This is a genomic window from Mesorhizobium sp. NFR06 (assembly GCF_900115245.1).
Taxonomy (GTDB): Bacteria; Pseudomonadota; Alphaproteobacteria; order Rhizobiales; family Rhizobiaceae; genus Mesorhizobium.
In genome coordinates this window covers 1-13,399 of the sequence record NZ_FOVT01000006.1, presented here as the reverse complement: position 1 = coordinate 13,399, position 13,399 = coordinate 1, and the positions used below count along the sequence as shown (strand labels likewise).

The 13,399-nt window shown below is 68.0% G+C and carries 11 protein-coding genes; 5 read left to right on the top strand and 6 right to left on the bottom strand.

The genetic code is table 11. The features are described 5' to 3' along the window. Nucleotides 1–76 precede the first annotated feature (76 nt). The 3 genes from F3H96_RS12520 (at nt 77) to F3H96_RS31075 (ending at nt 4,126) form a co-directional block, all read left to right on the top strand. Nucleotides 77–1,507, top strand: coding sequence for an MFS transporter (locus tag F3H96_RS12520; RefSeq protein ID WP_149802061.1), 1,431 nt, complete (start codon nt 77–79; stop codon nt 1,505–1,507). Nucleotides 1,508–1,789: 282 nt separating this feature from the next. Then, nucleotides 1,790–2,089 (top strand): hypothetical protein, encoded by a 300-nt coding sequence (locus F3H96_RS12515; protein WP_149802060.1) that lies wholly within the window; start codon nt 1,790–1,792, stop codon nt 2,087–2,089. 471 nt (nt 2,090–2,560) lie between these two features. After that, entirely contained in the window at nt 2,561–4,126 is a 1,566-nt protein-coding gene (locus F3H96_RS31075; protein WP_244619979.1) for an alpha/beta hydrolase, read from the top strand. Between the two features lie 199 nt (nt 4,127–4,325). On the opposite strand, the gene F3H96_RS12505 is transcribed toward F3H96_RS31075, so the two are convergent. From F3H96_RS12505 to F3H96_RS12485, 5 genes are all read right to left on the bottom strand, one after another. After that, on the bottom strand, nt 4,326–4,781 hold the full coding sequence (locus tag F3H96_RS12505) for a MaoC family dehydratase (RefSeq protein ID WP_149802059.1): 456 nt from the start codon (nt 4,779–4,781) through the stop codon (nt 4,326–4,328). Then, complete coding sequence (locus tag F3H96_RS12500) at nt 4,778–6,091, bottom strand: NAD(P)/FAD-dependent oxidoreductase (protein WP_188131369.1); 1,314 nt, start codon at nt 6,089–6,091, stop codon at nt 4,778–4,780. Before F3H96_RS12500 ends, F3H96_RS12505 begins: the two co-directional genes overlap by 4 nt. A gap of 5 nt (nt 6,092–6,096) precedes the next feature. Continuing rightward, nucleotides 6,097–7,323, bottom strand: coding sequence for an NAD(P)/FAD-dependent oxidoreductase (locus F3H96_RS12495; RefSeq protein WP_149802057.1), 1,227 nt, complete (start codon nt 7,321–7,323; stop codon nt 6,097–6,099). 66 nt (nt 7,324–7,389) lie between these two features. Beyond that, nucleotides 7,390–7,968 carry an OsmC family protein gene (locus F3H96_RS12490; protein ID WP_149802056.1) on the bottom strand — a complete coding sequence of 193 codons (579 nt, stop codon included), beginning with the start codon at nt 7,966–7,968 and terminating at the stop codon, nt 7,390–7,392. Nucleotides 7,969–8,221: 253 nt separating this feature from the next. Beyond that, nucleotides 8,222–8,467 (bottom strand): DUF1127 domain-containing protein, encoded by a 246-nt coding sequence (locus F3H96_RS12485; protein ID WP_188131368.1) that lies wholly within the window; start codon nt 8,465–8,467, stop codon nt 8,222–8,224. Nucleotides 8,468–8,753: 286 nt separating this feature from the next. Here F3H96_RS12485 and F3H96_RS12480 point away from each other — a divergent pair, with 286 nt between their 5' ends. Further along, nucleotides 8,754–10,145, top strand: a complete 1,392-nt coding sequence (locus tag F3H96_RS12480; RefSeq protein WP_149802054.1) for a nodulation protein NfeD — start codon at nt 8,754–8,756, stop codon at nt 10,143–10,145. Continuing rightward, nucleotides 10,142–10,900, top strand: a complete 759-nt coding sequence (locus tag F3H96_RS12475) for a slipin family protein (protein WP_149802053.1) — start codon at nt 10,142–10,144, stop codon at nt 10,898–10,900. The genes F3H96_RS12480 and F3H96_RS12475 overlap by 4 nt, the downstream gene beginning before the upstream one ends. Before the next feature lie 217 nt (nt 10,901–11,117). On the opposite strand, the gene F3H96_RS12470 is transcribed toward F3H96_RS12475, so the two are convergent. Continuing rightward, the coding region (locus tag F3H96_RS12470) for an autotransporter outer membrane beta-barrel domain-containing protein (protein ID WP_149802052.1) at nt 11,118–13,399 on the bottom strand (2,282 nt) is incomplete at its 5' end.

The following is a 13,399-nucleotide window of genomic DNA, read 5'->3' as shown; positions in this document are numbered from 1 at the left end:
GTGCAAATGCTGCGCGTTCCGCCATGTCGCCCGCACGCCTATCTTCGCCGGCAGATTCCACCGACGGAGAAGACCCATGGCCGACATTGCCGAAACCCGCGCCGCGCCCGCAAGCTCTTCGACGGCCGGCGCCATAGCCGGCCTGTCGCTCGCCATGCTCGCCTCCTCACTCGGCACCAGCATCGCCAATGTCGCGCTGCCGACCTTGAGCGTGGCTTTCGCCGCAGCCTTCCCGGCGGTGCAATGGGTAGTGCTTGCCTATCTGCTTGCCATCACCGCGCTGATCGTCAGCGTCGGGCGTCTCGGCGATCTCCTCGGCCGCCGGCCGCTGCTCGTCGCCGGCCTGGCGCTGTTCAGCGCCGCCTCGCTGGCCGCCTCGCTGGCGCCGTCGCTGCCGCTGCTGATCGCCGCGCGCGCCATGCAGGGCCTGGGCGCGGCGGTGATGATGGCGTTGGCGATAGCCCTTGTCGGCGAGACGGTGCCGAAGGAGCGCACCGGCAGCGCCATGGGCCTGCTCGGCACCATGTCGGCGATCGGCACCGCGCTCGGGCCTTCGCTCGGCGGCGTGCTGATCGCCGCTCTCGGCTGGCGCTCGATCTTCCTCGTCACCGCCGCGCTCGGCGCTGCGGCGGTGGCCGCCGCCTGGCGCTTCCTGCCGGGCGACAAAGCGGCGGGCATCGTCCGCAACCCGGGCGCCGCCCGTGGAAAGGTCCGCTTCGACCTGCCGGGCACGCTGCTGCTCGCCGCCACGCTTGCCGCCTACGCGCTGGCCATGACCATCGGGCGCGGCCATTTCGGCGGCCTGAACCTGGCGCTGCTCGGCGCCGCCATGCTTGGCGCGGCGCTCTTCGTCATCACCGAGGCAAGGGTGGCGTCGCCTCTGGTCAAGCTCGCGCTGTTGCGCGACGCGGTGCTGGCGCCGAGCCTCGCCATCAACGCGCTGGTCTCGACGGTGATGATGGCCACGCTGGTCGTCGGCCCCTTCTTCCTGTCGCGCGCGCTGGGCCTGAGCGAAGCGGCGACCGGGGCCGTGCTGTCGATCGGCCCCGTGGTTTCGGCGTTCTGCGGCATTCTTGCCGGGCGCGTCGTCGACCGCCTCGGCGCGGCGGCGATGGTCACCGCCGGCCTGGCGCTGATGGTCGCCGGCTGTCTCGCGCTGGCCGCGTTGCCGGGCGTCTTCGGCGTCGCCGGCTACGCGGCGGCGATCGTGCTGCTGACGCCGGGCTACCAGCTCTTCCAGGCGGCCAACAACACCGTCGTCATGGCCGATGTCGACGGCAACGAGCGCGGCGTGGTGTCGGGCATGCTGAGCCTGTCGCGCAATCTCGGCCTCGTCACCGGCACGGCGGCGATGGGCGCGGTATTCGCCTTCGCCGTGGGATCGAGCGATGTCGCCGGCGCGGCGCCCGAGGCCGTGGCGCATGGCATGCGCTTCACCTTTGCGGTGGCCGCCGGGCTGGTTGTGGTCGCGGTGGTGATTGCGGCGGCTGGACGAAGGAGCGCGTGATCCTCCCTTGCGATCTCAGGCTTCCGCGATCGCGTAATTTCGCCGCCGCCGGCGAAGCCTATCTTTGCCAGGCGGCGGTGCCCATTCCGCCTTAGGCCGGAGCCTCGGCTACCCCAACGACCCCCCACCGCGGCTCCGGCCTCTCTTTTCGCGCCGTGCAAGGCGCCCCGCCTGGCGCGATCCCATCCTGTCGCCGCGCCGGGGCGCCGACCAGGGCGGAACCAAAGCGGCAGGCAGCGGTTAATCCGGCGAAGGGATGATGCAGGAATTAGGAATAGATCAATGAAATCAGTGCTTCTTGCTGCCCTGGCGCTCTCTATCGCCGCACCCGCCGTCGCGTCCGCGGCCGAGGCCGACGTCATCATCAGGACGCATCACAGGCATTATTATCACCACCGCCACGCCGTCATCATCAATGACGAGGGCCACCGCCTTCATCACCGCCGCCACGGCACGGTCGCCTTCTACGACAACGGCCGGCGCGCCTATCGCCATCACCGTCCCGACACCCTGATCGTCACCGGTTCGATCCACCGGCACCATCATCGTCCGGTCGTCATCGAGGGCGGCTCCGACTACTGACAACAGCGATCGCCGATGAAGCTCCGGTCCGGCTCATGCGTCACGGCGCGCGGGCCGGACCGCCCGGTTCCCGTTCCCGTGGCCAAATTCCTTATGCCGCGCTCTGCCCCACGAACCGCCGCCGAGGCGGCGGTGCGCTTGATCCACGCCGCCGGCATTTTTGCGCAAACGAGTGCGGCCCGCGCCGCCCGTTCACCAACTTGAAACAAGATCACGCTCAAGCGCCATCGAACCGAAACACAATCGCCGCAGAACCATCGGGACTGCGCGGAGGCGCCATAAGGGGTGACGCCGCCAGTGTAATCCATCGCACAGATCGCGTCGCCGTCCTGCCGTATCCGGCACCCGACGCTCCGATCTGGCGGCGAGGAGGCTTCCGCAAATTGGCCGACTTGATGTTGCGGTGCGGCCTTCTCCCGCCGCGTCGATGAGGAGCAAGGGGTATATGGCAGCTGAAGGGCGCCCGGCCGCATGACCGACAGTCCGCAAACCGGGCTGCTGCAGCTTCGCGTGCTCGGCGATTTCCAGGTGGCGCGCGGTGGCGCGCCGCTCGAGCTGCCGCCGTCGCGCAAGACCAGGGCCCTGCTCGCCTATCTCGCCGTCACCGGCAGGCAGCATCGCCGCGAGCGGCTGTGCGAGATGTTCTGGGACGTCCCCGACGATCCGCGCGGCGCCTTGCGCTGGAGCCTCTCCAAGATACGCCAGGTGCTGGGCGACGACGAATGCGCCCTGGTCGCCGACCGCAATGCCGTCGCGCTCAAGATTGACACGGACCATGCGCGGCTGCTGCCCTTGGCAAGGGCCGATCTTTCCACGCGCCCGACCGAGGAGCTCGAAGCCGCCGTCGCCTCGATCCGCGGCGCCTTCCTTGCCGGTCTGTCGCTCGAGCGCTGCTCCGAATACGAGGCCTGGCGCCAGGCGATCGCCTGCGAGGTCGAGATCGCCGAACTTGGCATCCTGCGCGAACTGGTGGAGCGTCTTTCCGGCGAGCCGCGGCGGGCGCTGCCGCTCGCGCAGCGCCTGCACCGGCTGATTCCGGAGGACAGCGGACTGGCGAGCGAGATCGAGGCGCTCGAAGAGAAGGTGAGGGCGGCGGCCGCCCAGCCGACCGGACGCTCCGCGCAAACCGGCGCCGATGTCGCGGCCCGCTCGTCCGCGCCGGCGAGGAGCCCGATGGCCGCGCAGGATCCCGGCCGCGGCGTGCATTTCTGCAGTGCTCTCGACGGCACGAGGCTGGCCTATGCCCGCACCGGCGGCGGCCCGCCAATCCTTCGCGCGGCGCATTGGATGTCGCATCTCACCTTTGACTGGGACAGCCCGATCTGGCGGCACTGGATGGCGGAGCTGTCGCGCGAAAACCAGCTCGTGCGCTACGACGAACGCTGCAACGGGCTCTCGCAGCGGCACGTCGTCGACGTGTCGTTCGACACGATGGTCTCGGACCTCGAATGCGTGGTCGAGGCGGCCGGGCTCGATCGCTTCACGCTGCTCGGCCTCTCGCAGAGCTGCGCGGCGTCGATCGCCTATGCCATACGCCATCCCGAGAAGGTCTCGGGCATGATCCTCTATGGCGGCTACGTCAAAGGCTGGCGGGCGCGCGGCGACGCGGGCGAGATCGCGACGCGCGAGGCGATCGCGACGCTGATGCGCGAGGCCTGGGGCAAGCCGAACCCGATGTTTCGGCAGGCTTTCTGTTCCATGTTCATCCCCGGCGCCACGCACGAGCATTTCGCCTGGATGGACGATTTGATGCTGCGCACCGTTTCGCCCGACGACGCCTGGCGCCTGCAAAGCGCTTTCTCCGTCATCGACGTCAGCGATCTGCTGGCACAGGTGCGGGTGCCGACGCTGGTGCTGCACGCGCGGGAAGACAATGTTGCCCCGGTCGAATCCGGGCGCACCATGGCGGCCGGCATCCCCGGCGCGCGCTTCTTCGAGCTCGAAAGCCGCAACCATATCCTGCTCGAGGGCGAGCCCGCCTTCGACGACTTCATCGCCCATGTCCGCGCTTTCGTCGCCGAAACGGCGGGGTCGTAGACACATTTGGAGCGGTCCAGCGCTTCTATGAAAACGACCGCTGCAGACACTTCCGCGATCGCGTAATTTCGGCGCTGCGTCGAAAGCGTATGTTTGACCGGCGGCGGTACCTGTTCCGCCTTCGGCCGGTGCTTCAGCTACCCCAACGCCCCCCGCCCACTGCGGCACCGGCCGTGCCTCTCCGACCAGGCCCGAGCGTTCAGCCCTTGGCCAGCGGCACCGTGAACACCGTTGCGGTGCCGGTGAGACAAAGCTCGCCGGCTTCGTTGCGCACCGATGTCTCTAGCTTGGTGATCGGCTTGTCGGCGCGCACCTGCGTGACTTCGGCGCGGGCGGTGATCAGCTCGCCGACGCCGACCGCCTTGACGAATTTCCATGAGACTTCGAGGAATACCGAGCCAGGCCCGGGAAGATCCTCGGCGACAACGGCGTTGAGCATCCCGGAGGTGACGCCGCCCTGGACGATCAGCCTGCCGAACACCGAAGCCTCTGCGAGCGCCTTGTCGTAATGCAGCGGATTGCGGTCGCCGGTCATTTCGGTGAAAGCCACGATGTCCTCGGCCTTGGTGCGCCGCGAACGCTCGGCGAAAGCTCCGACCGGCGGGCGTCCTTTGGCGACACCGATCCATCCGTCTTTCATCACATGCGCGGTCATGGTCTTGCTCCCGTTCGGTTGCGATGGAGGTTCGAGGCGCCGCGCCTCGAGCTGCCGGCTGGCGGTTGCCGCTCGTCCTGGTTGGCCGGCACCCGATAGGCCGTCGGCCGGCCTGCAGCTGAGGCGCGGCTTGGTATCTGCCGATCGGCCAGCGACTGGACTTCCGCCTTCATCACCGCGCTGAGGCGGCGATGTATCTCGCCTACGTCGCCAAGCGTCCAGTCGAAGCTGGCGACGGCGTCGGTCGTGTCGAGGATCTGGTTGGCGACGAGGTCGCGCTCCTGCTGCCAGGCCGCGAAGGCGCCTTCCGATCCGTCCAGGATGGCGCGCGCGAGGCCTTCGGCATCGCGCAGCGCATCGGAAATGCCATGCGCGGTGATCGGGTCGCGGAAGAAGCCGGCATCGCCGACCAGTGCCCAGCCCGGGCCATAGGCCTGGCGGACGTAGCCAGGCACGCCGCGGAACATATGCAGGCGGACATCCTTCGGCGCCCGGCTCGCCTGTTCGGCAAGCGTCGGCGACAGCGCCTCCAGCACCTCCAAGCGGGCGGGCGCATGGCCGAGGCGGAAGCGCTGGTCGAACAGTCTTGTCGGCATCGAGGCGACGATGCAGGCCTGTCCGTCATTGGTCGGGATCAGCGAGCCGGCGATGCCGTCGCGGAAATACCAGTGGTAGCCGGCGCCGGGCTCGACGGGCGCGTAGCCATAGACATGCGCGGCCGAGACGCTGCCGCTTCGCAGCACCTCGGCATTGCAGCATTTCGCCACCAGCGAGCCGATGCCGTCGGCGCCGATGGCGATGTCGGCGCTCACCCGCAAGGCGGCGCGGCCGGCGCTGCGGATCTCGACGCCGCGCGCGCGCCCCTGCGTGTCGGCGAAGAGGTCGCCGACCGCCGCGTCGTGCAGGAACTCGGCGCCGGCCTTGAGCGCGGCATCGACGAGAACGCGATCGAGCACGGTGCGCCGCGGTGCGATCAGGCCAGGCAGGTTCGGCCCGCCGTCGAGCGGGATGGTGATCGCATCATCGCCATAGTGGAAGGTCGTCGTCTCGATCAAAGGCGTGCCGGCCTCGAGCAGCGGCTTAAGCAGCCCCCAGCGCGACAGCTGCACCACGGCTGGCCGCATCAGCGCATGCGTCGACAGCGTGTCCGAGCCATAGGGCCTGCGATCGATGGCCAGCACTTTCAGCCCGGCGCGGGCGAGCAGCAGGGCCGTCGAGGCGCCGGCGCAGCGCGCGCCGACGATGACGGCGTCGTAATGGGCGCGCCTGGGCGTGGGCGGAAGGGGGATCGTGGTCGATGGCATCGTCATTGTCATCAAGCTGCCTTGCGGCCATTGCGGTCGAGATGGCAGGCGATCTCGGCAGCGATCGCCTCGGCGTCGGAGCCGACGCCGCCGATGAAGTGTGAATCGCGCTTGCGCAGGAAGCGGAAGCCGAGCGCGTAGAGGCCGGGGACGCCGGTGACGCCGTCGCGGTGCGCCAGCTCGCCATCCGCGCTCAGCGCCGACGGCTCGAGCCACCCGAACGACCTTGCGTAGCCGGTCGCCCAGATCACCGTGCCGATCGATCCGTCGTTCAGCGATAAGCGGCGTTGATAGGACGAAGGCACCGCGACCGGGTCGCGGCGGATCGGCCGCGCGGCGCCGGCGAAGCGGTCGATCTCGGCGAGCAGGCGGGCCTGTTTGGCCTCCGCCGCCGCCACGCTGGCCGCAAGGTCGCCGGCAAAGGCGATCTCGCCATTGGCGATGCCGCGCACACGTCCGGTCAGCTCGACGCCCAGCGGCTGCAGCGTTGCCAGGTCGACATCGGCGCTGTCCGGTCGGCCGGCAAGTTGCAGCGAGGGCTGCCGCCTGGCGCTTTCGGCATCGGCGAGGTCGTCGGCACGCTCGGCGAGGTGGCCCGTCTCGCGCAGCCACCAGAAGATGTCCTTGGCGCGCCAGCGCCTGGGCAGCCGCGTGTGCTTGCCGACCGACAGCACCACGTGGCGGCCGGCGCGCGCCAGCTCGTCGGCGATCTGCACGCCGGACGCCGAGGCGCCGACCACGAGCACGCCGCCGGGCGGCAGCTCGCCGGGGCTGCGATACTGCGAGGCATGGATGCCGCGCGCCTCTTTCGCGCCGTCGAGCGCGAACGGGATCAGCGGCCTGTCGCAATGGCCGGTCGCCACCACGACGGCCCTGGCCGACCAGGCGCCGGTGCTTGTGTCGAGTACGAAGCCTTCGCCTGCCCGCCTGCAGGAGACGACCTCGACGCCGCATTCGACCGGCATCCGCCAGCGGCCCGCGTAGGTTTCGAGATCATGGAGGAACACGTCCCTGGTCCTGAAACCGTCGGGGTCCGGGCCGTCATAAGGCGCGCCCGGCAGCGCGTTCAGCCAGTTGGGCGTCAACAACCTGAGCGAGCGCCAGGCGTGCGTGCGCCAGCGCTCGCCGATCAGGCCGCGCTCCAGCACGACATGGTCGATGCCGGCACGGCCGAGGCAATGGCTGAGCGCAAGGCCGGCCTGGCCCGCGCCGACGATGACGACGTCTGCCCGTTTCATTGATCTGTTCCGTTGCGTTCGCGGGACGGTCCGGACGTTCGCCCGGACCGCCTTTTCAGCCCTGCGTCACTGGACGGTCTTGATCCCGACCGTCACCGGCACGCCCTTGGTCAGCACGTCGAAGACGGCCGAGCGGGCGCGCGCCTGCTCGATCAGTTGCTGGAGCTTCTCGGCCGGCGCATCGCCTTCGACCTCGAACGACACCTGGATGTTCTGGAAGCCGTTGCGCACCTCGTCCGAGATGCCGAGGATGCCACGCAGATCGATGTCGCCGTCGACAGAGCACTTGACCCGGGTGAGCTTGATGCCGCGCGCCGCGGCGATGTTGGCGACGCCCGACATCAGGCAACTCGCCAGCGCATGCAGCAGCCATTCGACCGGGGTCGGCGCGTTGTCGGCGCCGCACAGGATCGCCGGATGGTCGCTGTCGGCGTAATAGGGCTTCTCGTGCTTCTGCTCCTGGCCGGCGCCGAAGAAGCCATGCATCACGGTCTTGCTGTGCGTGCCTTCGATCCATTCGTTGTGGGCGCGGAACTGGAATTTCGCCAGCTCCGGCTGGCCGGCCACGAAGTTGATCGTCGCGATCAGGTTCGGCGTGTCGACGCCGTTGAGCGGAACGCGTGCAGGTTTGGTGTTGGGTTGCATTTGTCTTCTCCCAAAAGCTTGGTTTGCGGCTTGGTTGCCGTGACGGTTCTGTTTTGACGCCGAGGCGTTTGAGCGAGAGTGGATGCGAGCGTGGAATTTCGATGCGGACGCCGTGGAATTTGCATCGTGCGTTTCATTTGGCCGCGTTCGATTCCAACGCGGACAGCTTTCGCGCCGCAAACGCGAAAGCCCCGGCGGGCCGGGGCCTTCGCCAGCCTTCCGGCAGGCCGCCGATGCAAGTCGGCCATCCGCTTCAACCGTCCACGCCGTCGGCGTCGGCAAGCGCCTCGCGCGTGGAGGTGTAGGATGTGTAATGGTCGATCTGCGAGCGGCTGATGCCGATGTCCTTCAGCAGATGATCGGGCATGGCGCGCAGCGCGGCGCGGTCGCTGCGCAGCCGCATGGCGCAAGTGGCCAGCCGCAGCGCGCGGCCGGCGGACCCTAACAGATCGAAGCCCGCCCGGCCGTTCTTGTCGGTTGCGTGATCAAAAGTCGTCATTGCCGTCTCCATTGGTCGCGGACGCCTGCATGGGCGTCGTCAATGGGGACAATGACGCGCGGGCGAGGGAGGCAGCGTTGGAGCCGGCGTCGAAATTGCCGTGGAATCGTCGGGGAGGGTGGCGATTGGGGCGCAAGCGCCGGAGCGCTCAATCTCCCCCACAAGGGGGGAGATTGATGCCGGGACGGCTTTCGCCAATCGCCGACGATGTAGGTGGAGCAGCTTCCACCGCCATCATTGGACTTCGCCGGGCACAACCCCATATTGAATCGAAGGAGCTTTGAGCGTGAGACTCGCGCGGGTGGCCCTTCTGGCAGCGGCCTTCGTGGCCGCCGCGGTTCTTTTCCCCTTCTCCTCGGCCGGAATGGCGGCGGAGAGGGTAGCCCTCAGCATCTCGATCGACGGCGCCATCGGTCCGGCGAGCTCGCGCCAGCTCAAGGAGGCGCTCAAGGCCGCGGCTGAGCGCAATGCCGAAGTGCTCATCCTGCAGCTCGACACGCCCGGCGGCCTGGTCACCTCGATGCGCGAGATGATCGCCGATATCCTGGCCTCTCGCGTTCCCGTCATCGGCTATGTCGCGCCGGCCGGCGGCCATGCGGCAAGCGCCGGAACCTATATCCTCTACGCCACCCATGTCGCGGCGATGGCGCCCGGCACCAATCTGGGCGCTGCGACGCCGGTCGAGATCGGCGGGCTGCCCTCGCTTCCCGGCGGGGAGAAGGACAAGGACGGGAAGGACGGCGGCGGGCAACCGTCCGGCGATCCGATGATGGCCAAGGTGACCAATGACGCCGTGGCGCTCATCCGCTCGCTCGCCGAGCTGCGCGGGCGCAACGGCGACTGGGGCGAGAAGGCGGTGCGCCAGGCGGCGAGCCTGTCAGCGAGCGCCGCGCTGCAGGAGCATGTCATCGACTTCATCGCCCGCGACACCGCCGAGCTGTTGCAGCTTGCCGATGGCCGCACCGTCGACGTGGCCGGCAAGAAAGAGGTGCTGGCGACCAAGGGCCTGCCGGTCGAGACGTTGGATCCCGGCTGGTTCATCCGGCTTCTCGCCGTCATCACCGATCCGAACGTCGCCGTCCTCCTGATGCTGGTCGGCTTCTACGGCATCGTCTTCGAGGTCACGAGCCCCGGCGCGGTGGCTCCGGGCGTCATCGGCGGCATCTGCCTCGTGCTCGCCCTCTATGCGCTCGATTTGCTGCCGATCAACTATACCGGGCTCGCTCTGATGCTGCTCGGCGTCACCTTCCTCATCGTCGAGGCCTTCAATCCGACGGTCGTGCTGGGGCTCGGCGGCGTGGCCGCCTTCCTGCTCGGCGCAGCCATGCTGCTCAAGGTCGAGGGGCCGGGCTTCGCCATATCCTGGGCGATCATCGGCCCCGCCGCGGCGCTGACGCTAGGGCTCGCGCTGCTTGCCGGCAGCTACCTCTGGGCAGCGCGGCGCAATCCGCCGCGCGTCGGCGGCGATGCCATGCGCGGCCTGCCCGTGGAGATCCTCGACTGGCAAGGCGGCGAGGGCCATGTGCTGGCGCTCGGCGAACGCTGGCGGGCGAAGGCCGATGAACCGATCGCGCCGGGAGATCGCGCCGAGGTGACCGCCGTCAGCGACCTCGTGCTGACGGTGCGGCGGCGCGGTGCCGGAAACGACGGGGCAGGAAACGACGGAGCAAAGCAATGACAGTCGCCTATGTCGCCTATCTGATCCTTGCGCTTGTGGTGATCATGTTCCTGTCGGCGGCCATCCGCATCCTGAGGGAATATGAGCGCGGCGTGGTCTTCACGCTGGGCCGCTTCACCGGGGTCAAGGGGCCGGGCCTGATCATCCTCGTGCCCTTCATCCAGCAGATGGTGCGGGTGGACCTGCGCGTGGTGGTGCAGGACGTGCCGCCGCAGGACGTCATCTCGCGCGACAACGTCTCGGTGAAGGTCAACGCCGTGCTCTATTTTCGCATCGTCGATGCCGAGCGCGCGATCATCCAGGTCGAGGATTTCATGACCGCCACCAACCAGCTGGCGCAGACCACGCTGCGCTCGGTGCTCGGCAAGCACGAGCTCGACGAGATGCTGGCCGAGCGCGACCGGCTCAACAGCGACATCCAGGAGATCCTCGACCAGCGCACCGACGCCTGGGGCATCAAGGTATCCAATGTCGAGATCAAGCATGTCGACTTGAACGAAAGCATGGTCCGCGCCATCGCCAAGCAGGCCGAGGCCGAGCGGCTGCGCCGCGCCAAGGTGATCAATGCCGACGGCGAGCAGCAGGCCGCCGCAAAGCTCGTCGAGGCCGGCAGGATGCTGGCCGAGGAGCCGCAGGCCATGCAGCTGCGCTATTTCGAGGCCCTGCACGACATCGCCGGCGAGCGCTCGTCGACCGTGGTGTTCCCGCTGCCGGTGGATCTGCTGCGGCAGTTCTTGAAGGACCGGGAGAAGTAGATCGGCTGACGGGGCAGGCCGATCTCCCCAGAGGAGGGAGATCGGATATCACTTCGGCTCTTCGCCGATCGCAGGTGTGCAAAACGGATCGGTGGTCTTCCCAAGCCTCGTCGTTAAAGCGCGTCGCGCTGAAACGGATTCCGGCGACGCGCTTTAAGTCTTTGATTTGATGCATGTCGTCATCCCAGAACCGCGGCACACTTCTGGGCGACATGCATCAGAACTTGACGCTGAGGTTTGCCTTGGCTCCGTTGTCGGCGGCGTGGGCGCCGAACTGGCCGGCATAGGACAGGCCAAGTGTGGCATTGGCCGACATGTTGAGGTCGAAGCCGGCTTCGATCACCGCGCTGTCCCTGGCGACTGGAACGCCGGCAATGGTGAAGGCGTCGCCGCCGGCAAAGGCGAAGGCCGATGTCGGCGTCACATCGCCAAACGCATGGCGCCAGCCGAGCGTGCCGCGCGCGGTCGCGCTTATGCCGCCAAGCGCGACGTCGGTCGAAGCGCGCAGCCCCAGCGTGGTGAACGTGGCATTGGTGGAAGAACCGGCGCTGGTCAGCGCCGCGACACCACCCTGTTCGGTGAAGCCGTCGCTATGCACGCTGACATAGGCGAGATTGGCGAAAGGCTCGAACTTGAAGCGCGCGGCATCCGCCTTGTAAGCGAGTTCGCCGAACACCTGCGCCGTGCCGGCGTCATAGTCGGCCGACAGCGCATCCGTGAAGCCGTTGAAGGCAACGGAGCGATGTGTCGAGAGGCTGCTCCAGCTATAGGCCGCACCGGTGCGGAACGCGATCGCCCCCCAGTTGGTGCCGCCATAGAGGCCAAGATGGTAATTGTCGCTCTTGCCGGAGGAATTACGGTCGTCGGCGTTGAAGGAGGAATGGCTGTAGCCGCCGAGCAGGCCGACGCGCCAGCCGCCAACGAGCGTGTCGGCGCCGGCCAACAGGCCGCCGGTCGAGCGATCGAAGGCGGCGGCGTTGCCATCGGAATCCGTATTGCCCCAGGAGCCGAAGGCCTGGCCCCAGACCGCGAAGCGATCGGTGTCGGCGGCGACCATTTCGGGCCCGCCTTCGCCATACGCCATGACCGGCAATGCTGCAGCACCGGCATCGCCGAAGGCGGCGGCGATGCGGTTGCTGGCGGCGTCGCGGACGAAGCTGGAGTCCTCGACCAACATGCCCTTGGCCGAGGCATGGATCTCACCCGAGAGCTGGTCGAAGGCGGCCTGGGCCTCGGCGTCGGTGGCCAGGCCGGCGACGGCATTGAACAGTGATCCGGATGCCGGAATGCTGTCGAGCCCTTGGCCGGTGGCGATCTGGTTGGGCGTCAGCCCGGCATCGGCGAAGTTTTGCGTCTTCAACACATCGAGATAGGCGTTGTTGGTGTCATAGGTATCGATCACCGACAGGAACGCGGTGTTGGTGATCCCCGTCACGTCGGCGAAGTGGCCGGCCAGTCCGAGATCGGCGGTCAGCACCGTATAGTGGGAACCGAACTGCAGGCTGCCCTGTATATTGACCGCCAGCGTCGAGCCGGTGATGTCGGCGGTGCCGGAGGCATGAAGCAGATCCGACTGAGCCCCGCCGATGTCGATGGCGTAGGTCGAGCCGGCCGCCAGCGTCACATTGCCCGAAACCAGGGTGCGGTCGCCGGCGCCGCCATCCTGCATGGTCAAAAGTCCGGAATTCGACAGGGATTCGAGGCCGCTGAAGGTCGTGGTCTCGAGCAATGCGCCATTGCTGGCGGTGACGAGAGTTGCGGTGGCCGCGTTCATCAGGCTGTCGGTGCCGCCGCCGAACAGGCTGGTGCCGCCGGTTGTCCAGGTGGCATTGTTGGTCACCAGGTCGGCGTAGTCGCCAAGCTCGACCAGGCCAGTCAGCGTGCCGCCATTGATGAGCGTGGTGGCGCCGCCGGACGTCCTGATGGCCAGCGCCGCGGCCGTTTGCGCGCTGTTTCGCGTCGTGCCGGAAAGGGTGATGTCGATCGCATTGCCGGCGTTCGATTTTGCGTCGATCGCGGCGATGGCGCCTTCGACCGTGCCATTGGCGGTGATTGTGGTCGCGCCCGTGCCGACGTTGTTCGCAAAGATACCGGTCGTGCCCGAGACATTACCCGCGGTCACGTTGATCGCGCCCGCAGCACCTGCCTTGGTCTGCTGGGCGATGATGGCGGTGTTGCCGGTGGAGGTGACATCGCCGGCGTTGACCGTGACGTCACCGCCGGTGGTCAGCGCGAAGATGCCGTTGCCGGTGGTGACATTGACCGGACCAACCGTGGTCACGGTCGTCGAGCCCGAGCCGAAGTTCTCGGCATCGATGCCGAAGCGGGCGTCGAGCGAGCCGTTGGCGGTCACGTCGATGTTGCCGGTCGCCGCGGCGTTGAGGATGGCGGCCACCATGCCGGCATTGCCGGCCTGGATGCTGCCGTTGGCGACCTCGGTGAGGTTGCCCGTCAGCGACTGGCTCTGGACATCGATCGCGTCCTTGCCCACCGTCAGCG

Coding starts and splice junctions, on each gene's coding strand:
- F3H96_RS12475 (WP_149802053.1), top strand. CDS start 10,142: ATGACAGTCGCCTATGTCGCCTATCTGATCCTTGCGCTTGTGGTGATC.
- F3H96_RS12495 (WP_149802057.1), bottom strand. CDS start 7,323: ATGAAACGGGCAGACGTCGTCATCGTCGGCGCGGGCCAGGCCGGCCTT.
- F3H96_RS12515 (WP_149802060.1), top strand. CDS start 1,790: ATGAAATCAGTGCTTCTTGCTGCCCTGGCGCTCTCTATCGCCGCACCC.
- F3H96_RS12490 (WP_149802056.1), bottom strand. CDS start 7,968: ATGCAACCCAACACCAAACCTGCACGCGTTCCGCTCAACGGCGTCGAC.
- F3H96_RS12505 (WP_149802059.1), bottom strand. CDS start 4,781: ATGACCGCGCATGTGATGAAAGACGGATGGATCGGTGTCGCCAAAGGA.
- F3H96_RS12500 (WP_188131369.1), bottom strand. CDS start 6,091: ATGACGATGCCATCGACCACGATCCCCCTTCCGCCCACGCCCAGGCGC.
- F3H96_RS12520 (WP_149802061.1), top strand. CDS start 77: ATGGCCGACATTGCCGAAACCCGCGCCGCGCCCGCAAGCTCTTCGACG.
- F3H96_RS31075 (WP_244619979.1), top strand. CDS start 2,561: ATGACCGACAGTCCGCAAACCGGGCTGCTGCAGCTTCGCGTGCTCGGC.
- F3H96_RS12485 (WP_188131368.1), bottom strand. CDS start 8,467: ATGACGACTTTTGATCACGCAACCGACAAGAACGGCCGGGCGGGCTTC.